The sequence below is a fragment of the Chryseobacterium cucumeris genome (genome assembly GCF_016775705.1).
Taxonomy (GTDB): Bacteria; Bacteroidota; Bacteroidia; order Flavobacteriales; family Weeksellaceae; genus Chryseobacterium; species Chryseobacterium cupriresistens.
In genome coordinates this window covers 2041725-2062832 of the sequence record NZ_CP068760.1, presented here as the reverse complement: position 1 = coordinate 2062832, position 21108 = coordinate 2041725, and the positions used below count along the sequence as shown (strand labels likewise).

18 protein-coding genes and 7 tRNA genes are annotated in these 21108 nt (G+C 37.4%); 23 read left to right on the top strand and 2 right to left on the bottom strand.

Features of this window, described 5'->3' with window-relative positions; translation table 11 throughout:
* Positions 1-5 precede the first annotated feature (5 nt).
* The 4 genes from JNG87_RS09300 (at position 6) to JNG87_RS09285 (ending at position 6174) form a co-directional block, all read left to right on the top strand.
* Positions 6-2192 (top strand): peptidase domain-containing ABC transporter, encoded by a 2187-nt coding sequence (locus tag JNG87_RS09300; RefSeq protein WP_262896834.1) that lies wholly within the window; start codon positions 6-8, stop codon positions 2190-2192.
* Positions 2193-2420: 228 nt separating this feature from the next.
* Positions 2421-4172, top strand: coding sequence for an alkaline phosphatase D family protein (locus tag JNG87_RS09295; RefSeq protein ID WP_202843650.1), 1752 nt, complete (start codon positions 2421-2423; stop codon positions 4170-4172).
* Positions 4173-4327: 155 nt separating this feature from the next.
* Positions 4328-4966 (top strand): hypothetical protein, encoded by a 639-nt coding sequence (locus JNG87_RS09290; RefSeq protein ID WP_202843648.1) that lies wholly within the window; start codon positions 4328-4330, stop codon positions 4964-4966.
* 158 nt (positions 4967-5124) lie between these two features.
* Positions 5125-6174, top strand: coding sequence for an MBL fold metallo-hydrolase (locus tag JNG87_RS09285; protein ID WP_202843646.1), 1050 nt, complete (start codon positions 5125-5127; stop codon positions 6172-6174).
* Between the two features lie 91 nt (positions 6175-6265).
* Here the strand turns inward: JNG87_RS09285 and JNG87_RS09280 are convergent, their stop codons facing one another.
* Positions 6266-7105: a DUF4822 domain-containing protein gene (locus tag JNG87_RS09280; RefSeq protein ID WP_202843644.1), complete on the bottom strand. Its 840-nt coding sequence runs from the start codon at positions 7103-7105 to the stop codon at positions 6266-6268.
* A 237-nt stretch (positions 7106-7342) separates the two neighbouring features.
* Here JNG87_RS09280 and JNG87_RS09275 point away from each other — a divergent pair, with 237 nt between their 5' ends.
* The 3 genes from JNG87_RS09275 to JNG87_RS09265 all read left to right on the top strand — a co-directional run bounded on the left by JNG87_RS09275 (position 7343) and on the right by JNG87_RS09265 (position 9756).
* Positions 7343-8056, top strand: coding sequence for a DUF434 domain-containing protein (locus tag JNG87_RS09275; protein ID WP_202843641.1), 714 nt, complete (start codon positions 7343-7345; stop codon positions 8054-8056).
* 2 nt (positions 8057-8058) lie between these two features.
* Positions 8059-8706 (top strand): hypothetical protein, encoded by a 648-nt coding sequence (locus tag JNG87_RS09270; protein WP_202843639.1) that lies wholly within the window; start codon positions 8059-8061, stop codon positions 8704-8706.
* A gap of 264 nt (positions 8707-8970) precedes the next feature.
* Positions 8971-9756: a TatD family hydrolase gene (locus JNG87_RS09265; RefSeq protein WP_202843637.1), complete on the top strand. Its 786-nt coding sequence runs from the start codon at positions 8971-8973 to the stop codon at positions 9754-9756.
* Positions 9757-9807: 51 nt separating this feature from the next.
* On the opposite strand, the gene deoD is transcribed toward JNG87_RS09265, so the two are convergent.
* The gene (gene deoD, locus JNG87_RS09260) at positions 9808-10518 is read right to left on the bottom strand and encodes a purine-nucleoside phosphorylase (RefSeq protein WP_202843628.1); all 711 of its coding nucleotides are present in this window, start codon (positions 10516-10518) and stop codon (positions 9808-9810) included.
* A gap of 262 nt (positions 10519-10780) precedes the next feature.
* Here deoD and JNG87_RS09255 point away from each other — a divergent pair, with 262 nt between their 5' ends.
* From JNG87_RS09255 to JNG87_RS09180, 16 genes are all read left to right on the top strand, one after another.
* Complete coding sequence (locus JNG87_RS09255) at positions 10781-11173, top strand: VOC family protein (RefSeq protein ID WP_202843626.1); 393 nt, start codon at positions 10781-10783, stop codon at positions 11171-11173.
* A gap of 242 nt (positions 11174-11415) precedes the next feature.
* Positions 11416-12072, top strand: coding sequence for a hypothetical protein (locus JNG87_RS09250; protein WP_202843624.1), 657 nt, complete (start codon positions 11416-11418; stop codon positions 12070-12072).
* Entirely contained in the window at positions 12059-12640 is a 582-nt protein-coding gene (locus JNG87_RS09245; RefSeq protein ID WP_202843622.1) for a DUF4919 domain-containing protein, read from the top strand. The genes JNG87_RS09250 and JNG87_RS09245 overlap by 14 nt, the downstream gene beginning before the upstream one ends.
* Before the next feature lie 12 nt (positions 12641-12652).
* A complete protein-coding gene (locus JNG87_RS09240; protein ID WP_202843620.1) occupies positions 12653-13786 on the top strand; it encodes an AAA family ATPase in 1134 nt (377 codons plus the stop codon).
* Positions 13759-14499, top strand: a complete 741-nt coding sequence (locus tag JNG87_RS09235) for a hypothetical protein (RefSeq protein WP_202843613.1) — start codon at positions 13759-13761, stop codon at positions 14497-14499. Before JNG87_RS09240 ends, JNG87_RS09235 begins: the two co-directional genes overlap by 28 nt.
* The gene (locus JNG87_RS09230; protein WP_202843611.1) at positions 14490-16868 is read left to right on the top strand and encodes a hypothetical protein; all 2379 of its coding nucleotides are present in this window, start codon (positions 14490-14492) and stop codon (positions 16866-16868) included. The genes JNG87_RS09235 and JNG87_RS09230 overlap by 10 nt, the downstream gene beginning before the upstream one ends.
* Positions 16858-18555 carry an APC family permease gene (locus JNG87_RS09225; RefSeq protein WP_202843609.1) on the top strand — a complete coding sequence of 566 codons (1698 nt, stop codon included), beginning with the start codon at positions 16858-16860 and terminating at the stop codon, positions 18553-18555. The genes JNG87_RS09230 and JNG87_RS09225 overlap by 11 nt, the downstream gene beginning before the upstream one ends.
* Entirely contained in the window at positions 18542-19570 is a 1029-nt protein-coding gene (locus JNG87_RS09220; RefSeq protein ID WP_238349703.1) for a soluble NSF attachment family protein, read from the top strand. The genes JNG87_RS09225 and JNG87_RS09220 overlap by 14 nt, the downstream gene beginning before the upstream one ends.
* Positions 19571-19730: 160 nt before the next feature.
* Entirely contained in the window at positions 19731-19859 is a 129-nt protein-coding gene (locus JNG87_RS09215) for a penicillin-binding protein (protein WP_202843607.1), read from the top strand.
* A gap of 575 nt (positions 19860-20434) precedes the next feature.
* Positions 20435-20502, top strand: a tRNA-His gene (locus JNG87_RS09210).
* An 8-nt stretch (positions 20503-20510) separates the two neighbouring features.
* Positions 20511-20584: transfer RNA gene (locus tag JNG87_RS09205), tRNA-Arg, on the top strand.
* Positions 20585-20652: 68 nt separating this feature from the next.
* Positions 20653-20726: transfer RNA gene (locus tag JNG87_RS09200), tRNA-Lys, on the top strand.
* A gap of 8 nt (positions 20727-20734) precedes the next feature.
* Positions 20735-20811, top strand: a tRNA-Arg gene (locus JNG87_RS09195).
* 64 nt (positions 20812-20875) lie between these two features.
* Positions 20876-20947, top strand: a tRNA-Pro gene (locus JNG87_RS09190).
* 6 nt (positions 20948-20953) lie between these two features.
* Positions 20954-21025, top strand: a tRNA-Glu gene (locus JNG87_RS09185).
* 5 nt (positions 21026-21030) lie between these two features.
* Positions 21031-21104, top strand: a tRNA-Ile gene (locus tag JNG87_RS09180).
* The last annotated feature ends 4 nt before the right edge of the window (positions 21105-21108 follow it).

Genomic DNA, 21108 nt, shown 5'->3' with positions numbered 1-21108 from the left:
TTATTGTGTTCAACAAATTTCCCTTTTATTCCCAAATAGAACAGATGGATTGCGGTCCGGTTTGCCTTAAGATTATTCTAAAATATTACGGTAAAGATTGTGACCTGGTATATCTGAGAAACCTTACTGAAGTTACCCGCTCCGGGGTTACTCTGGCAGATATTAATGATGCCGGTAAAAAGCTGTATTTTCATACAACTCCCTTTAAGGTTCCTTTGTCTACACTGAACGAGGATGTTCATTTACCCTGCATTTTACATTGGGAGCAGGAGCATTTTGTTGTACTCTATAAAATCAAAAATAATTTTTATTATATCTCAGATCCCAAATATGGCAGACTAAAGCTTAAAAAAGAGCAGTTTGTAAAGCTTTGGATTTCGTCCGCAGATAACGAAGGGATTGGATTACAATTAATCCCGAAAGAAGAGTTTGTTGAGTTTAAACCTCCTTTTGAACAGCAGGATTTAAAAATTTTCAAAAGCTATATTCGTTCAGTTTTAGAAAAACAAAATTTCAAAATTGGACTGCTGATTTTTTTAATTACCATAAGTTCTGTTATTTCCTATATCTTTCCTCAGCTGATTCAGAAAATGTTTGACGAAGGAATGAAGTCGAAAGAAGGAAAAGTGATCATTGGAATTTTTGGATTTCAGATGCTTTTGTATGGAGGGCAGATACTCATCAATATCCTTCAGAATTTTGTAGGAGTACACTTTAGCTCACAGGTAAGCATTAAAATGCTGAATGACTTGCTGCAGAAAACAGTCAGACTTCCCGTCTCTTTTTTTGAAAACAGATTATATACAGACCTATTACAGAAAATAGAAGAACAGTCAAAAATAGAACAGTTATTAACCAGACAATTGTTATCGAATATTTTATCAGTTTTTTTACTGATTGTACTTATAATAAGGCTTTTAATATATAACCAGTATATAGCATTGGGGTTTCTGGGAATTGCCGTTTTTTCCACTGTATGGATTTACTTGTTTCATAATAAAAGAAGGATTATAGATTATTATGCCTTTAAATTAAATTCAGAAAGCAAAAATCATCTTGTTGAGATGATTACCGGGATGGTTTCTGTTAAAATTAGTAATGCTCATATTTCAAGGATATCAAAGTGGGAAGAGCTGCAGAAAAAAATATATAAGACCAAAGTAAAAAGTCTTATCCTGGATATTTATCAAACCAATGTTACCAGCATTATTAAACAGTTATTTATATTTTCAACTACCTTTTTTTGCGTGTATTGGGTATCACTTGGGAAAATGACGGTTGGTGAGATGCTGAGTATAGGATATATTATAGGTATTGCTTCCGCACCCATAGAAAATCTGGTCGCGTTTTTCCGCTCATTTCAGGATTCAAGTTTAGTGTATAAAAGAGTTCAGGAAATTCTACAGCAAACCGATGAAAACCTTAATTTAAAAGAGGGAAATCAGGCTCTGCTGAGTAAGGATATTAGTTTAAATAATGTATGGTTCAAATATCCGGGGGGACATCAGCCCTATGTTTTAAAAAATATCAATTTTAAAATTCCTAACGGGAAAGTTCTTGCCATAGTTGGAGAAAGCGGAAGTGGGAAAACCACATTATCCAAACTTCTTCTGGGATTTTATCCCTCTTCAGAAGGAGATCTGAACATCGGGCAGGAAGGGCTGTTTCAGATCAATCATGATTGGTGGAGAAGCAATTGTGGAGTTGTTCTTCAGGACTCATACATATTCAGCGGAACCATAAGGGAGAATATTGCCATGCAGGAAGACGCAGATGAAAAATTATTGATCAGTGCCTGTAAATTAGCCAATATATACGAAATGATTCAAAGTCTTCCTTTAGGATTTGATACCAAAATAGGAGCCGCAGGAGATGATTTAAGCGGAGGACAGAAACAACGTATTCTTATTGCAAGGGCTGTATATAAAAATCCGGATTTTATTTTCTTTGATGAAGCTACTTCTGCACTGGATGCAGAAAATGAAAAAATTATACATGATAATTTACAGGAGTTTTTTAAGGGAAGAACTGTTGTTATCATTGCACACCGTTTATCCACAGTAAAAAGTGCAGACAATATTATTGTTTTGAAAAAGGGCGAAGTTGTAGAGCAGGGTAACCACCAGGAATTAGTATCCAAAAAAGGAGAATATTTTAATTTGGTCAGAAACCAGCTGGAATTGGGAGAATAAAAGAAGACCTTAAATAATATATTTGATGAAAACAAAGTTTCTTCTATGGAGCTTGTTAAAAAAGGAAGCCGGAAAGGTTTCCTTTTGTGTTTGCCCATTACAGCAATATGTGTCATGATTTAATTTCTTATGCATAACATTAAACATTTGTTTAAAAAATCATAAAATATATTTAAAACACAGTTAACAGCCGTCTTCTCCGGATACCGTTGCTTTGCAAAAAAAGTAATGATGGAAAACAACAATCCACTCAACAGAAGAAGGTTTCTTAAAAATTCACTATTGGCTGCCGGAGGAATTTTCTTAGCTCCTTTAATTGAAAGCTGCAGCGACGATTTTACTGAAAATGGAAATGCCCCCGATAATCTCCAAAACGGAGGTTTTGAATCCGGGGTAGCAAGTTTTGATCCCAGCGCAACAGGAATTATTATCTGGACCCGGTATTCAAAAGGAACAGATGCAGAGATTACATGGGAAATCAGTAAAAACAGCAATTTTTCAGAAGTAGTAAGAAGAGGTCAGGCAAATGCTGCACTGGTAAATGATTTTACTATAGCGGTAGATGTACAGAATATCTCTTCCAATACAAAATATTATTACAGATTCTATAACAATACAACTAAGGAAGTCAGCGTAACAGGAGAAACCCTTACTTTACCTTCAAAATCTGATGCTGTAAGTGAAGTAAAAATGGCTGTCGTATCTTGTTCCAACTTTCCTGCAGGACTTTTCAATGTGTATGGTGCGATTGCAAAATCTGAAGCAGATGTTGTCGTACACCTTGGAGACTATATTTATGAATATGCTCCCGGACAATATGGAACAAACCCCTACACCAATCAGCTGGGAAGAGCGCATCAGCCGGCAAAGGAAATCCTTACCCTCAATGATTACAGGGAACGATACAGGCAGTACAGAGGAGATAAAAATCTTCAGCTTCTTCACCAGAAAAAGCCTTTCATCTGTGTCTGGGATGATCATGAGTTTGCCAATGATACCTATAAAACAGGAGCAGAAAACCATCAGCCGAACGAAGGAGATTTTCAGGCAAGAAAAATGGCTGCATTTCAGGCATACAGCGAATATATTCCTCTTAAAACAGGGAAAGATATGAGAATTTACAGAAGTTTCAGCTTCGGGAATATCGTTTCCCTTTACATGATGGATACAAGGGTGATTGCAAGGGATAAACAAATGGAATATTCGGATTATCTTGATAATACAGGAAGTTTTAATCAGACACAGTTTAAAACAGATTTCTTAAGCACCAGCAGAAAACTGATCGGAAACGAGCAGATGTCATGGCTGAATGCCCAGATCAATGGTGATACAGCCAAATGGAAAGTGCTTGGACAACAGATTTTAATGACGAAAATGATGGTTCCTGCAGAGCTTTTGATGCTGCTGAATCAGATTCTTGCGGAAATTAAACAGTATGGAAGTGCACAGCCGGCTACTATGCAGGTGTTTCAGAATACCATCACTCAGTTGATTATTCTTAAAACAAGACATCAACAACAGGATCCTACATTGACACCGCAGGAAATTGCAAGAATCACAACGACTTTACCATACAATCTGGATGCATGGGATGGATATTTCATAGAAAGAGAACAGCTTTATTCTGTTCTTGCAGGAAAAAATGTAGTGGTACTGGCAGGAGACACCCACAATGCATGGTTAGGAAAACTGACTGATGCACAGGGTAAATTTATCGGGACAGAACTTGCCTGCAGTTCCGTTTCTTCTCCCGGCCTTGAAGGATATCTGGGAATCACTTCGGATCCTGCCAAAGCGATAGAACTGGCTCAGGCATTTTCATTATTGATTGATGACCTGGAATATGCCAATCTTTATAAAAGAGGATATCTGCATGTGAAATTTACCACCGGAAGTTCTACTGCAGAGTGGAGGTTTGTAGACAATGTGGTTTCCGATACCTACAATACCACTACAGAAAAGACCTATACGATTTCATAGTTTCAATTTAATTATATCTTATTTTCAATTTGATAAAAAAGAGTCATGGTGCCGCTGTGACTCTTTTGTATTATTTACTTTTTTCGTATATTAAACAGATGCAAGAGGATTCAAGAAAAGATTTTTTGCCATTAACATCTGAAACATGGTGCTTCATGACCTGGATAACCAGGACTTTTGGAGTGCTTTTATTGTTGACGGCATTTCTGCTGGTATTGGGATTACCCGTTGTGGTGAGTGATAAACTGTTCATATTTATTATTGTGGCAATATTATACTATCCGGCTCTTGCTTTTGGTTTATACCGTTTCTTCAGGTATCAGAAGAGAATCAGAAAAAGAGTAGTCCGAAAGATACAGGTTGATGATAAAGGAATTCATTACGAAAGAGCCGATGGAACAATAGATCAAATTCTTTATCATGATCTGGAAAAATATAACCTTCCGGATGTATATGATGTAAGTATCAGCCCACGAAACAAGATTTATGTATTGAATGTAAAGCACAATGGTTCGGCAGCAGATGTAGATTTTGACGGAACTGATGCCGGTTACAGCTACTATATCGGAAATTTAAAAGCTCTACGAAGAAGATATATCCAGGGAATTGTACATTTTCGGCCGGATTTGCGCATAGATCCTTTGGTATATGACGTCTATTATATCAACCACAGTGATTTTACTTTCGATAAAAAAAAGTATTGGACAGAATTTGCGCAGACTTTTGCTTTAATGATAATAGGTTGCATAGTGTTAGGAATCTTTGTACTTGGACTGGTTAAATGGATTTTTTAAGAATAGTTTTCATTAAATCATAAAGAATTAAAATTTCAACATCCTTTATTTTCACATCTCAGAATCTTATGCTTATATTTATTTTATAGTAAAGTTTCACACCCCAATAAGATAAAGAGCATTTCTTTAGAAACCGGGATGGATTTAAAATAAAATAAATGAAAAGTTTAAAAAAGCAGCTGGGACAGTTTCCCGATGAAAAAAGAAAAGAATATTTCAGTACACTGCCCAATTATCTGAACGGCCGGTTTCAGAATATATTGACAACCCCGGCACTGTTAGAAGGAGAGAGTATGACTAAATTACTCCTTCAAAGCCTATGCAAAATAGAAAACACATCACCCAAAACAACGCTCCCTTTTGTAGAGACTGATCTTAAAAATCTTCAACCGGATGAAAATGTGCTGATATGGTTTGGGCATAGTTCTTATTTCATACAAGTTGATGGAAAGACATTCTTAATAGATCCAGTTTTCAGTGGAAATGCCTCTCCGATGCCGGGTTCAATAAAAGCTTTTCAGGGATCCGATTATTACAAACCGGAACATATGCCAGAGATTGACTTCCTTCTTATTTCACATGACCATTGGGATCATCTGGATTATAAAACCGTTCAGCAATTAAAAGATAAAGTAGGAAAAGTTATTTGCGGGCTAGGGACCGGACAGCATTTTGAATACTGGGGCTGGACATTTGATACAATTATTGAAAAGAACTGGTGGGAAAGTATAGATATTGCAGAAGGCTTCAGAATCACGCTTACTCCGGCAAGACACTTTTCAGGAAGATTATTGAACCGTAATATCTCGCTCTGGACCTCCTTCGTTTTAAAAACACCTTCCAAAAATCTGTTTTTAGGAGGAGATAGCGGTTATGGGAATCATTTTACAGAAATCGGAGAGAAATTCGGGCCATTTGATCTGGCAGTAATGGAAAATGGACAGTATAACGAAAAGTGGCCTTATATCCATACATTGCCGGACCAGCTGATGAAAGAAATAAAAGAATTAAAAGCCCAAAACTTTATCCCGGTACACAATTCCAAATTCAAGCTTGCACAGCATATCTGGTACGAACCTTTAGAGCTGGCTTCAAAACATGCTGAAGAAAACAATATCCCGGTTACCCTTCCGATGATCGGGGAAAAAGTAAATCTGGATCAGCTGGGAAAAGTAAACTGGAAAAAATGGTGGGAAGAATACAAATGATAAGTTACTAACGGAACATTCCTTTAATTAAAACATATAAAAACCTGCCCGTTACTGAGCAGGTTCTTCCTTATTATAAAAAAAATAATCATTACAAAGGCTCCTTATGGTTGACTTTTGTATGGATAATATCGTAAAATACAGCTGGGTTAGCCGCATCTGGAGTAATTCTGTAAGTAAATGTTGTTTCGTTCAGAAGCAGAATATCCACAACACGCGTAAAAGTTGGAGTCGTAAGCGTTCTCTTCTTTCCATCAGGAGAAATAGACCATGTTCCTTCAGATCGCAGTATATCATTTAAACCGAAAATTTTAAAAGTTCCGTTAGCTTTGAAGTAAGAATATCCTACATATCCGGCTACACTGGTATCAGTAAGAGCAACATTATTTCCGCTTTTATCCCTGGCACCTGTTGTTTCCCATGGAGTAGAAGCTAAAGTAAGCTGCCCGTTCGTTGGCTCAGCGTGAGAAGTTTTCGTATGGATAATATCATAATACACAGACGGATCACTGGAATTAGGACGGATTCTGTAGGTGAATTCATTTCTGTTCAACACAAGAATTTCAACATCACGGGTGAAAATAGTGGTTCCATCCGGGTTTAATGCAGCAATAGTTCTTGTTTTACCCTGAGCATCTACAGACCATGTTCCCATAGATCTCAATACATCTGTAAGGTTGTAGATCGCAAACTTTCCGTCTGCCTTGAAATAAGCAAACCCTACATATCCGGCTACACTGGCATCAGTAAGGGCAACATTATTTCCGTTTTTATCTTTAGCTCCGGTAGTTTCCCATGGCGTAGAAGACAGTACTTGTGAGGGAGTCTGCTGTTCAATAATGATTTCATTGTCATCACTCGAGCATGAAACGAAAGACGCTGATAACAGCACCGCTGCAGAAAGATAACATAATTTTTTCAGTGTATTCATAAAAGTATTTTTTAAGTCTTTGCAAACTTATTTCTAATAAATATCACGGCGTTGTACAAAATATCTCTTTTGTTGTAAAAAACATAACAGATCCCAATTCAGAATGAGAAAAATGATATCATTGACAAATTTAACAATCAAAGGTGTGAAATTCCCATCCTTTGGAGGGGTGTCAAAAATTCAAAGAATTTTTGACGGGGTGGTTTCTAACATCCACCAAAAACTTTATTTTTGAATATGAATAACAGAAACCGTGGAAAAAATACCGGCGATGATACTTTATTCGGTTCAGAGAAACAGGTCAGTAAGCTAAAACTGGCCGTTGAAGACATGCAGTACCTGCTGAGCAGAGATTATCCGGAAAAAGCGACTTCGGATCTCGTTGGTAACAGGTACCGTCTGAAAACCCGTCAGATACAAGCTTTGAGAGGAATGTCGGCATCCGATGTACAGCTTCATAACAGACAGTTGAAGCATGTTGATATTTCAGATTTAAAAGAGAAAACAATATATCTTGATGGTTTCAATGTTATTATTTTATTGGAAAGTCTGCTTTCTGAAGCTTATGTTTTTGAAGGATTGGATGGCTGTATCCGTGACCTTTCAGGAGTGCATGGAACTTATAAAAGAGTTAATCAAACCTTAAGAGCAGTTGAATTGATTGCTTCTTTTTACCGGAAAAATCATATTCAGAAACTTGTATGGATTTTTGATCAACCGGTTTCCAACAGTGGAAGAATCAAACAGCTTGTTCTTGAATATGCTGAGCAGAATCGACTCAACTGGGAAGCTGATCTTCAGTTTAATCCTGATAAATTTCTGGCAGAAAGTTCGGGAATCATTATTTCTTCTGATGCCTGGATTCTCGATCACTGCAAAGAATGGTTCAATCTTATTGGTTATCTGATCAGTGAAGAAAATCTTTCTGTTAATCTTATCAAAACAAAGTAAGTATGAATATGTTTGAACCTTATATTCCACTGTTTTCAGAAGTATGGAAGGGTAAATACAAAGCCCTTTTAGCAGAAGAACACCTGGAAACTCTGGAGGAAAATATTCATAGGTTTAAGCAGAATACTTTAGAATTGCAGCTGCCTTATTTTAATGAAGAAATAATTATTGACAGGCAGGAAAGCTTTGGAAAATTCATTCCCATTCTGGAAAGTAACGATTCTGATGAGGTAAAAGCAGCATCGCTGGAAGCAATTCCTTTTGAACACTGGCTGAATATTTTAGGACAAAGATTAACCTCTGCAAGCATCCGCGATGAAAATGGCATTCCACCGTTGAAAACCATGCTGCTCAATGCCTGTCAGGAACCTTTCAATAACGAAATTACCATTGCACAAAGAGCCTGGGAAAAACACATTGGAAGAATGGATGATTTCTGGGGCGAAATAAAAGGGAACAATCAGCAGAAACAGGAGAAGGTCATGGCAAAAATCTATGAAATTCTTGACAATAAAACCTGGTGGAATGTCTTCTTTCATTATAAACATGAGCTGGTCTTTGAAGTCCGGGAAAAAGAAGGTCACGGAATCCGCTGGAGCCACGGCGGAATAAAACTGATCGGCTTTCTCGAAAAATTTATCAACGAATAGAGTATCCACAAACATCTGCACCATCTGTGAAATCGGTGGGAAAATAAAAACTCCCGCAGACAAGAAGATTTTTTAATCGTAAAGTATTTTGTCTTTTTACTTTTCTTCTTTTTAACTGCGTAAAAACATTGCGTACCATACTTCTAGTTTTGTAGATATAAAACATAAGCTACGAATCAATGAGAACAAAAGTTTTTCTAACAGAATTCTACCAGTTTCCATTTTATATTTAGAAATTAACATCGAATAAAAAGTAAAAAATATATGAACACTTATATTGATATTGGCATTAATCTGACCAATAAACAGTTCTATAATGAACACGAAGAAATTATCAACCGTGCCTTGGATCACGGAGTTGAGCATATGATTCTCACCGGAACCAGCGTAAGAGGAAGTAAAGAATCTTCTGAAATTGCCGAAGAATATCCCGAAATTTTATTTTCAACAGCCGGAATTCATCCCCATGATGCCAAATCTTTTAATGGACAAAGTATTGATGAGCTCAGAAAACTATTAAAGCAGGATCATGTGGTTTCAGTAGGCGAATGCGGGCTGGATTTTGACCGTGATTTCTCTCCGAGAACGATCCAGGAAAAATGTTATAAAGCACAGCTGGAGCTTGCGATAGAAGTTAATAAACCACTTTTCCTTCATGAAAGAGCTGCATTTAAAAAGTTTAATGACATCACGGATGAATACCTTACCCGATTACCCGAAGCCGTTGTACATTGCTTTACCGGAACATTGGAGGAAGCAAAAACATATCTGGATAAAGGATTTTATTTAGGATTTACCGGAGCCATAAGTGATGACAAAAGATTTAAACATCTGGAAGACGTCATACAATATGTACCTCTTGATAGAATGATGATTGAAACCGATGCTCCCTTTATGCTTCCGAAAAATATGCCCGGAATGCAGAACAGAAGAAATGAACCTTCGTTTTTACCTTATGTAGCACAAACGATTGCCCACCTGAAGAAGATCAGCATTTCCGAAGTCGCAGACGAGATCACAGAAACGGCCAGAAATTTTTTCAGACTATAAAAAAGAGCTCTACTGATGAAGTAAAGCTCTTTTCTTATAATGTATTGGCTCTTATAAACTCTTTATCGCCGATTCCAAAGCCAGCTCCATCATTGGATTCAAAGCTGTTTCTCTTTCATCAGCAGAGATTTTTTCGTGGGTTGGGATAATGTCAGTTACCGTAAGAATAGTCGCTGCATTTTTTCCTAAATGCTGAGCATTGGCAAATAAACCAAAAGCTTCCATTTCTACCGCAGGACAGTTGTATTTTGTTGCAATTTCAGGAGTAGCAGGATCTTTTCTGTAGAAAATATCACTACTGTGGATATTGATGGCTTTAGCATTCAATGATAAATCTTTAGCCGTTTCGTTGATGGTATTAAAGATATTCCCCTGGTGAGAAAGGATTTCTTCTTCAATTCCCCATGCATATTTGGCGTACGTACTTTCGCTGGCCGCTTTATCAATATTTAAAATATCAAAAAGTTGAAGATCAGTATTGTAAGCACCACAAGTCCCGATTCTGATGATCGTGTCTACTTCATACTCTGTGAACAGTTCAAAAGAATAGATTCCGATACTTGGAAAACCCATTCCACTTGCTCCTACAGTGATTTTCTTCCCTTTATAAAGACCTGTATAATAAAAAATTCCTCTGGTTTTACTTACCAGTTTAGCATTTTCTAAATAATTTTCAGCAATATACTGTGCACGAAGTGGATCCCCCGGCTGCAATACTACTTTAGCAATTTCTCCTTTTTTTGCACTGATGTGAATACTCATAATGTTATTTTGAATGGGACAAAGATAATAACTTTTAGTTTGTTTCAGCCATTACGAAAATGGAAACAATGAAGCCTTCTCTCATTTACAGACAGTATAAGATCTTATCAATAAATGCTTTAAATAAGATTTTAATTAAAGTCTTTTGTATAATTCAAAATGTCACCTGGTAAATACAGAACAATAAAAGAATAATGTGGAGCGGGTATCGTTAAAGGCCAGCGGCTACTTTTGCAACAGTCAAACCGTAAAAATTGAAACTATGACAATTGAACATATCGCTATTTGGGTGAAAGATCTTGAAAGATCCAGAGCATTTTATCAGAAATATTTCGGAGCCGTTTCCAATGAAAAGTATCACAATCCTGTTAAAAATTTTCAATCCTATTTTTTAAGTTTTGAGAACGGCTGTCGCCTTGAAATTATGACCAGACCGGATATCAGAGAAACTGAAAACTCTTACGAATCTCAACAGTACGGGATTATCCATCTCGCATTTTCTGTAGACAATAAACAAAAAGTAGACGAACTTACAGAAATACTGAGAAAAGATGGATATAAAGTGGCTGGAGAACCGCGTACCACCGGGGACGGCTATTATGAAAGCGTCATCCTTGATCCTGAAAATAATATTATCGAAATTGTATCACAGTAAGTCATTGCGAGGAGCTTTAGCGCCGAAGCAATCTTTAGTAGTAATGAATACGTAATTTCAAACCTTATAGGTTTTTAAAACCTATAAGGTTTAGATTGTAAGATTTTCTTGCACCTTAAAAACGGCATAATGCTTATAACCTTTGCATCTTTGCGTTTTCCAACACTTTAATTCCATATTTAAGAAGAATCTTCCTCACAAAAGTTTTATTCTCACCGAAATAATTTTATTTTTGTTAGATCATGGAAACCAAGTCACCGTTTTTAGACACGATCTTTTTGCTTCGTAAGGAAGAATGTATCACTCTTTTTTCAAGCTTACAGCAAATCTCCCCTCAGGAAGAGGCGGAAGCAGGAGATTATTTTGAAACAGAATTCGAAAAAGAAAGACTTGAATTTTTATCAGACCGGTTAATCTGTAACAAACAGACAGCCGTATGGGCCGCCAAGATTCTCTATCACAGTGCACAGCTTTATCTCATTAGAGAAAATACAGAAAAGGATATTGAAAATCTTATTCCCGGATTCAAAGGAACACGGGATATTCCTTCCATCTTATCCGCAGATATGTCACTCAGATTTTTGCCACAGGTAATGACTGCTTTACATACTGTGGATCCCGAAGATGCTTTAATCCCCATGCTGGAAAATATTCTGACACAGTTTCACTATTCCGGAATAGGATATGATCTTGATCTGAAAAACGTAAATTGGCCTGAAGAACTGAAAGACAGTACCTACAGAAAGCTATATCTGGAAAGAATTGTTGAAAAAAAAGATGATAAACTGGCAGAAATTCCGTTTATCAATAAACAACTGATTGCCGAATTCGGAATGCACAAAGACGCATTCTGGCGAGAATTAAAAACTATAACCGAAGATAATAATGAAAACGTATGAGAAAGTATTTGAATTTTTAGCGGACCCCACCAAAGAAACGTTCCTGAAATGCCGTGAGTTAGTAATCAATGATCCTGAATATGATCCCTATTCGGAAGATATTGAAAACATGCAGGATCTACTCAATGAAGGAAAGTTTGAAGAGGTTATACAATATGTAAACGTCAATATTTTGCTGAGTCCGAGAGCCCATATTTATAAATATTTTGCGTACAAAGAACTGGGCGAAGATAAAGGACGAAGTATTGAAATGACAATAGCACAGCTTATTTTTGAATGCCTTGAAAAAACAGGAGACGGAACCAGGGATTCTCCCTATATTATTACAAGAATTTCCGACGAAAGAGATCTGATCAGACATCATTTCAATAAACAGGATATTTCACAAAGTCTGGTCAGGGATGGAAATAAGATCATGGATGCACTTACTCTTGATGACGGATCTCAATTGTACTTTGATATCAAAGATCCTTATAAGAGAATGGCCTTTTCATTCAGCAAAAGAAATGAACAGGCAGAAAGTAAAGAAGAACAGAAACCCCAAAAGAAAAAATGGTGGAAATTTTAATTTTTTAAGTCAATGAACCAGAATATAAATCAGCTTAATACAGTTCTAAACTACGTAAAAGAAACTTTTGTAGGCAAAAATGATGTCGTAGATCTGTTGGGGATCTGCCTTTTGGCAAGAGAAAATGCCTTTTTATATGGTCCTCCGGGTACTGCAAAATCAGCCATTGTCAGAACCCTGGCAAAAACCGTGAAAGACGGAAAAAACTTTGAATATTTACTAACCCGTTTTACAGAACCGAACGAGATTTTCGGACCTTTTGATATCAGAAAATTGAAAGAAGGGGAACTTCTTACCAATACGGAAGGAATGATGCCTGAGGCTTCCATGGTTTTTCTGGATGAGATTTTCAATGCCAATTCTGCTATTCTGAACTCCCTTTTGATGGCGCTCAATGAGAAGATTTTTAAAAGAGGAAAAGAAACAAAGCACTTACCTGCACTGATGTTTGTGGGAGCAAGTAACGTTCTTCCGGAAGATGAAGCATTGAATGCATTATTTGACCGTTTTCTGGTAAGAATCAATGTAGACTATGTGAATCCTGAACTTTTACAGCAAGTTCTTCTGGCAGGGAGAAAGCTGGAAAATGAAGAAGAAACGGAAATTCCGGAAATTCATGCTGATGAGATCAGACAACTTCAGAAGCTGTGCAAAACAATAGATCTGAAACCCATCTATGAAGTCTATCTGAATACCATTATGAACCTTAGAAATACAGGTATTGCCATTTCCGATCGTAGAGCGGTGAAGCTTCAGAATCTGATTGCTGCAAGTGCACTGATCTGCGGAAGAAAAGAAGCTGTACTTTCCGATCTGTGGGTTTTGAAACATATCTGGGATACAGAAGAACAGATTGAAATTCTGGAAGGAATTATCAACAGAACGATTGAGAAAGATAATCATCCGGATTCTCATCCTCAGGCTATGCAGAACAAAACTCCCAACCCTGAAGAAGTCATGAAAGACGTAAAAATTCTGGTGGAGAAATGGGATGGCGGAATGCTGAGCTTTGAAGAGCAAAATGTGATTAAAGATAAACTGAGATATCTGCAGACCCGTTGCGACTGGATCAGAAATGCGGAACAGAAACAATATATTCAGCAGGAAATTGAAAGCTTATGGCAGAAGATTCTTCAAAGCGTTTAAAAGAATTCCGGGCAGAAATTCCCCGGGCAGATGAAGATTTTCTGGGCTCGATCAGAGACTGGAAAAATATTCAGATGGCCATCGATGACGATACGGTCTGGCTGAAAGGCTTTACCGAGGAACAGGCGGCAGCTCCGGAAATACAACAATTGCCGGACTTTATTCTGTATGAACTTCGTGATGGGCTTTTATTCAGAAAAGATGCTTTGGTTCCAAGCAAAAAAATGCGGACAGCTTTGCTCTGGATTCCCATAGACAAAGCATTGCAGCTTAGTTTTCCACCTTCAAACCAAAACTATTTTGGAATTCACGAACAGGTTAAGGTGAACTTAAAAGAAAGCAATGAAGAACAGTCGGTTATCGCTCTGCTGAGTAATATTGCCGATATTAGAAACAGTATCGCTGCATTACCGAAGTTTAAGCTTAAAAAAATAAAATGGACAATTCTGGGCGATAAAGCCCTGTTTATGGGAACTCCATTATTGAGCTTTCCCGGAAAGACCTACTGGACAAAGGACAGACATTTATTGCCTGCAGGTCTGGATTTTGAATTTAAAAATTTGAGCACACTGTTGCAGCAAAAATATAATCAAGAGGAAGGATGGCTGCTGTGGGATGGAAATGGGAATTATCTTTCAATAAAAGAAACAGACTTCCGTCCATTATCCGTAAGCTCATTCCGCCTTACTGAAAAATCAAGAGAATGGAATTAAAGGCTTATTTCCAGTCCTATGAAAATTATTTTTGGGAATGGAAAACTGATGAAGATGTTCCCGGTGATTCCGGTTATCATGAAAACAATCTCCTCTCCATTCCCGGAGTAGGAGCCATAGCTTACAGGCCTTATCTAATGGAGATACTGAAAGAGCTTCAGCCGCAGGGATGGCCTGCGTTCGGGGCATTGCTTATGGTTTTGTATGCGATGCAGGATGGATATACGGACTTTGCAGGCCCGCTAAGACGTACAGCTGAGTTTTATAGCGGTGAAGATTTTGAGTTCAACGCGGAAAAGCCAATTGAATTCCTTGAAAAAATAAAATCACTACCCAAAGTTTATAAGGAGAAACAGAACAGAATTGTATTGCTCCAGACTTTGTTCAGCAATAGCCATAACAGGGTGGCCTCTCTTCATGCGGATATTTATTTAAAGATCTATTATAAACGACCGCAGGAACTAGAGATCAGTGCAGAAAAACAAGACGAAGGTTCAATAGCTTTAAACAAAGATCTGAGTGCTTTGAATCTGAATGAAAAATTTCCTACAGTACAGTCTGTCATTGACGCCATGAAAGGCCTGGTTGATGAGCCGGAACTGGATGATGAGGTAGTACAAGAAGAGACAACAGCAGATACGGATAAAGATTTTATCAAAGAATTGACTGATGAGCCAAAGACCTTTCAGATAGGAAGCCTGATCAAAAGAATATGGAGCGGGCTGAAAATTCCAATGCGCCATCTTTCTCCCGGTGAACAGCCTATCGGAGGAATTTCTGATATGACCAACAAAGGTGATTTTCACCAGATGCTTCTTTCCGAATTTGCCAACGAAGACGATGTCTTTATGAATCGTGTTGCGAATAACGAGGCATTGTATATGCAAAGAGAAATTCCGCCTGAACAAAATATTTTTGAAAGAATTATCCTGATTGACACTTCTCTCAGAAACTGGGGAACTCCCAAAGTACTGGCCTATGCCTCAGCAATAGCGGTTGTCAAACACCCAAAAGCCCATTCTGAATGTAAAATCTTCGCTTTAGGACAGGCTGCTACTCCCATTGCGCTGAACAAAGTGGAAGAAGTAGTGGAAAATCTTAATCAGGTAAGTGCTGTTCTGGAAGTTTCAGAAGCACTGGAGAAGTTTTTTAATGAAAATCACTCAGAAAAGGATATTGAAGTTTTTTTCATTACCCATCAGGATAACATGGCTGATGAGAAGATTCAGCGGGTTGTACATCAGAACAGGGACCAGCTGAAGTTTTTGGTAACGACAGCCTCGGATGGTGAAATCAATTTTTACAAACATCACAAAGGAGCAAGAAAGCATATCCAGAAAATAAAACTTCCATTGCAGGAACTGTGGGCCAATCCGCCACAGCAAAAACAATCCGTTCAAAACTTTAACGGAAAGAAAACAGATCTTCCGCAAAACTATCCGATCTTGTTCCCTACACCTGTTAATAAAATTGCTAAGTTTCTGTATGATGGAGAGTTTTTCATTCTGAGTTCAAAAAAACAATTGCTGAAGACTTATCTTTCCGATAACTATTATGACAGACATTCCTATGATTATTATAAAACCCATCATGGCTGTGAAGTGTTGTTTGATAAAATTTCCATAAAACCCAAAGGACAGTTTGCCTTGTCAAAAAACAGGCAGCAGCACTTTATTTTATGTCAGTATCAGTCTGATCAGAAACTGATTTCAAAGCTAAATCTTAATACAGGAGAGTATTCCGACCAAAACCTTACAGGACTGAATATTCCGGAATATTTTCAGCTGATTTATTTCGGACGGAATTTTTATCTCCATCATCCTGATAATGTTACCCATTACAAAATTAATATTGATGGAAATATTTCCGTAGAACCTATTACCGGAAAAGAGAAAGAATTTGAAAAAAATAATATAAAAGCCGAAGCCGAAGTCGCCAAGCTTAAAGGAAGCGGATTGAAGATCATCAATAATTTCAATAAAATCGGAATTAATCAGCATGAAAATCTGGTCGTTTCCGGAAATGAATTATACAGTGCTTCTGAAAATACGCTGAACTTTTCTAAGAATAAATATGATGTAAGAATCTTTGCAGAGCAGAATAAAAATAAATTTACATTTCCTGATGGAAGCGAAGTTATAACCGATTCACGGGGAATGCTGACTTTCCGAAGCAGTAACAAGAGTATTGAAGAATTCTTCATTCCTTCTACATTGGGAGGATTTCTCTCGCTGGCTACCTATACGGAATTTGGAGGATCAGAATATTATCTTCCGGAACATGCCCTGTTGAAAGTAAGAACAATGGATGATATGTGTGACAGGTTTTTAAAACCGTTTATAGAACAGATTGTGGATTATGGAGCTTAGAATAAAACCTTTCCCGAAAAACAGCTATCCTAAAAAAGGACTTTTGATCAGAGGTTCTTCGCCTGTGGTGTGGCTTCAGGAAATGGAAACGCTGGGAATTCATTTAAATCAGGTACAGTCTTTTGCGATTCCGGCTGATCGTCCCAATGTGCTGTATGGGTGTTTTCTTGTTTTTAAAGATCATGCTCCACAGGAAATAGGCAGAAACGCGTACTTTCAAAGTGTGGACGACAGACTTTTCCTCCCGGAAAATACCATCTTTTATCCTAAAATAAACACCGAAGACTGGGCTCAGCTTGATTCCCGTTTTCTGATTATGCATCCTGAATTCGGACTGGTAAAACTGTCTGAAGAAATTGATTGGCTTTCTCTGATTCAACAACCGGAAATGATCAAAGAAACCATTAGAAAACCATTGAATGGTGTTTCAATTCCTCAAAAAATAGAAAGCTATACGGTTGAAGTGGATGATGAACAGGTTATGGAAACATTACAGCCCAAACAAACCGAAGAAGAATGGATGAACAATCTGCCGTTTGACCTTAAAAAAGTAATGGCAGGGAACAAAAAAGAAATAGAAAAATATTTACAGTATATTGAAAAGTATCCCGAACGCGCAGTAGAACTAGGCGTTTCTCTTGATGTTATGGGAACTTCCCGGGGAGATGGTTTTGCTAAATTTACATGGCTGGAAGTATTATTTGGTCGGGGCGCCAATGGAAAAAATGAAAGTGCAGGAACAAAAAATTTCCGCAGGGTATTCTGGGCACTCATTATTGCAGCGATTGTGTTAAGGGTTGCCTTACCCTCTGATAAAAGTAATTCTGTACAGGAAGAAAACATGCCTTCTTCAGGAAAAATAGCTGGCAATGCGGTAAAAGCTCCCTCAGATATGATTGCTTTCCAGTCCGGAACCTCTGAAATTGATCTGAAGATAGATTCTATGTATCATCGGGAGAGAAAAGGATTATCCCAGGAACTTATTCACGCCGGAATCATAGAATCCAAAACAAAAAAAGACAAGGAGAATTATAAAAAAGCTGGCGGCAGAGAGGTCGGCGAAATAGGAAAGGATATTGAAAAGCTTGTCAATAAAGAAAAACAGAGCAGAGATTCTCTTAAAATCATTTACACCAAAAAAATTACAAAACACTTAGAACAGAAAACAGAAAACCTGAAACGTAAAATTTCAGATTCTTTAAAGCAATACACCAAAGGAAAGCCTGTGAATGGTGATGTTGTAAAATATCTTCTGAAAAAGAGAAAGGCGTTAATGGCTGATTCATTAGGGAAACTTTACGGGACGTTAGATATGATGGATCCGTCTTCGGCGTCCATTGACAAAGCTAAAGTAAAGGCAATAGGTACGGAAGGTACACCATTGGAAAAAAAGGCTCCTGTCTCGGACATCCTGTATATGGTGATTCTGATGATTGCGGGAGTAGGATTGTATTCTTTCCTGTTTAAAAATAAATCTTTGAATGTGGGTGGTGATAATGTCCCTGTCTGGGTGAAGGTTATTTTAATTGCTATCCTTGTAGCCATGCTTGTGTACTTATTTTATCCGCTGGTCAAAATGTTTGGATACAACTGGTTTGTGTGGGTTCTGGTAATTTGTGTGTTGTTGCTCCTTTATCGTCTTTTCAGGGAAGATAAAACCATTTTAAAATCCGATGATGATGAATAGACAGAAATTTATAGACAAATTTATAGCAGCATTCGTACTGCTGGCGATGTTTAAGGTTGTCGGAATTGTTGCCCAGTTATTCCATGAAAGCTTCTGGAGTGTGATGGGTACATTAGCCATTTTCCTGGTGGTTGCCTTCATTATTCTTCTGGTGATCACTTCTTTAAAAGATAAAGAGCAGAACAACAGAAATTCCGCAGGAAGAAAAGGAAGCAGAAGCGGCAGTTTCTATCTGGAAAATTCACTTTTCGACAGAATTCGCAGTAAATATGAAGAGCTTGCCGAAAAATACATTGCCGAAAAAGATTACAAAAAGGCAGCAAGAGTCTATATGAACCTGCTGCAGGATAATTACAGAGGTGCAAAAACACTGGAAAATGGAGGGCTTTATAATGAAGCAGCGGTAGTATATCTTAAAAAACTGAATAATAAATCCGATGCCGCGGTTTGCTATGAAAAGGCAAAGCAGCATAAAAAAGCTATTGAGCTTTATAAAGAAATGGAGCAGAAAGAAAAAGTGGGCGATCTTTACAAAGAAATAAACGATCTTAAAAATGCCCATTATTATTATCAGATCGTTGCAGATGATTATACCGGAAATAATCAGATGGTGAAAGCTTCTTTGGTATACCGTAAGAAAATGGAAAAGCCGGAGGAAGCGCAGAAAATATTGTTGAAGGGATGGGAAGAGGATAAAGATGCCTTCAACTGTCTGAATAACTATTTTGCCAATATTTTTGATGTTAAAAAGCTGGAATCAGAAATAAAAGATTTGTATGAGAAAACTCCGGATCATAAAAAGATCACTTACCTGGAATCCATGAAGTATGAATTCAAAAAAGATCCGGAATTGCAGGCTGCAATCAGAAATATAGCCTATGAAATTATCGCGGAAAAAGTAGATACACGCTCAGAAATTGTCAATGAACTGAAATATTTTAATCCCGGTGATGACGTAATTCTAAAGGACATTTCGAGATTCAAAACAGCAAGAAATAAAATGTTCAGGAATTAAATTTTAAAGATTCAGGAATTTAAAAATTAAAGAAAATTCAGCTTTATCAAATCAATTTTTAATTGATTCCTTTACATCCCTTTGCTTATCTAAAACTTTCCCGAAATTGTGAATATTATAAAATAATATCAAAAAAGATTTATCTTTGCACCAGAAAATTATGACAATACAAAGAGCACATATCAATGTAGAACTATGCGAAAGTCCTTCTAACAAAGGATTATTCGGATATGATGAGGTGATATGGAATGAGGCGAAATGTGCTGACTTTGGAAATTATTTACTGTAAACCCGTAAAAAATTAATCAAAATACAACAGAAACGCCTCGGAAAACCGAGGCGTTTTTTGTTTTTTAGGTCAGAAATTATTTAGAATGAAAAAAAATAACCATAAACATGAAAAATTTTTAATTAACAATGAAACTTTAATACGATAAAATAGAGTGATAAGCAACCCGGTGAGAGACAGTCATTTAGGTAATTAAGATATCTGCAAAATATTGCGGACAGAAATTCTCTATGCTAAAAATAGCGCATAACAAATTGATTATCAGTATTTTAATTTGAAAATTTATTTGCGGATTCCAAAAATTCATATTTACTTTGCAACCGAAAATTGAAAGCAACAGGTTTTCAGGATTCAGTTAAAAATAATTTAGAAACAAACAAAAATAAAATGAAACAGTTACACAACATATTCAATCAATATTCAAGACTATTCGGACAGAAGCCGACAGGTGTTGCATGTATTCTTGAAAGTGAAATTGTGGATAAAAGGTGCTTATATACGTGGGTCAGCTAATGATCTCTTACGTTTAAATATATGAAGCGCCTCCCGAAAAGAGGCGCTTTTTTTATGGTTTCTTTAGCTTATTTGGTAAAGCGCCGGTCTGTGGAACCGGAGAACAGGGTTCGATTCCCGGAGATACCCAAAGGAGAAAATCTCATGGCTCAATTGGATAGAGCGTCGGTTTACGGCACCGAAGGTTGAAGGTTCGAGTCCTTCTGAGATTACAAAGAATGTGAATTTTAAAATTGACAAGCGAAGCGAATTGCTTATTGACTATTCACGACTTTAAAATAATCTCATAGCTCAATCGGTTAGAGCACCGGTCTTTTAAACCGGGGGTTGAAAGTTCAAATCTTTCTGGGATTACAAAAAACGGTTCCGTAGCTCAACTGGACAGAGCATGGGTTTTCTAAACCCAGGGTTAGAGGTTCGAGTCCTCTCGGAATCACCAAAGGTTCATGGAAAATTTCCTATCCGGCTGTCTCCCGGAAAAGAAACAGAAGTGAACCCCAAAGCTGGAAAGATAACGGTGGTTGTTTACCCGTCTTGGACGCGGGAGGTCGCAAGTTCGAATCTTGCTTTCCAGACAATTGGTTCCATTAGCATAGTGGCAAGTGCATCCGGCTTTCTACCGGACGACAAGGGTTCGATCCCCTTATGGAATACAAATGATTTCGTAGCTCAAGTGGTTAGAGTGTCGGTCTGATACACCGGAGGTTGAAGGTTCGAGTCCTTCCGGAATTACAAT

Coding starts and splice junctions, on each gene's coding strand:
- JNG87_RS09220 (WP_238349703.1), top strand. CDS start 18,542: ATGATGATGAATAGACAGAAATTTATAGACAAATTTATAGCAGCATTC.
- JNG87_RS09215 (WP_202843607.1), top strand. CDS start 19,731: ATGACAATACAAAGAGCACATATCAATGTAGAACTATGCGAAAGTCCT.
- JNG87_RS09275 (WP_202843641.1), top strand. CDS start 7,343: ATGAATAACAGAAACCGTGGAAAAAATACCGGCGATGATACTTTATTC.
- JNG87_RS09270 (WP_202843639.1), top strand. CDS start 8,059: ATGAATATGTTTGAACCTTATATTCCACTGTTTTCAGAAGTATGGAAG.
- JNG87_RS09295 (WP_202843650.1), top strand. CDS start 2,421: ATGATGGAAAACAACAATCCACTCAACAGAAGAAGGTTTCTTAAAAAT.
- JNG87_RS09265 (WP_202843637.1), top strand. CDS start 8,971: ATGAACACTTATATTGATATTGGCATTAATCTGACCAATAAACAGTTC.
- deoD (WP_202843628.1), bottom strand. CDS start 10,518: ATGAGTATTCACATCAGTGCAAAAAAAGGAGAAATTGCTAAAGTAGTA.
- JNG87_RS09240 (WP_202843620.1), top strand. CDS start 12,653: ATGAACCAGAATATAAATCAGCTTAATACAGTTCTAAACTACGTAAAA.
- JNG87_RS09290 (WP_202843648.1), top strand. CDS start 4,328: ATGACCTGGATAACCAGGACTTTTGGAGTGCTTTTATTGTTGACGGCA.
- JNG87_RS09230 (WP_202843611.1), top strand. CDS start 14,490: ATGGAATTAAAGGCTTATTTCCAGTCCTATGAAAATTATTTTTGGGAA.
- JNG87_RS09255 (WP_202843626.1), top strand. CDS start 10,781: ATGACAATTGAACATATCGCTATTTGGGTGAAAGATCTTGAAAGATCC.
- JNG87_RS09235 (WP_202843613.1), top strand. CDS start 13,759: ATGGCAGAAGATTCTTCAAAGCGTTTAAAAGAATTCCGGGCAGAAATT.
- JNG87_RS09250 (WP_202843624.1), top strand. CDS start 11,416: ATGGAAACCAAGTCACCGTTTTTAGACACGATCTTTTTGCTTCGTAAG.
- JNG87_RS09245 (WP_202843622.1), top strand. CDS start 12,059: ATGAAAACGTATGAGAAAGTATTTGAATTTTTAGCGGACCCCACCAAA.
- JNG87_RS09285 (WP_202843646.1), top strand. CDS start 5,125: ATGAAAAGTTTAAAAAAGCAGCTGGGACAGTTTCCCGATGAAAAAAGA.
- JNG87_RS09280 (WP_202843644.1), bottom strand. CDS start 7,105: ATGAATACACTGAAAAAATTATGTTATCTTTCTGCAGCGGTGCTGTTA.
- JNG87_RS09225 (WP_202843609.1), top strand. CDS start 16,858: ATGGAGCTTAGAATAAAACCTTTCCCGAAAAACAGCTATCCTAAAAAA.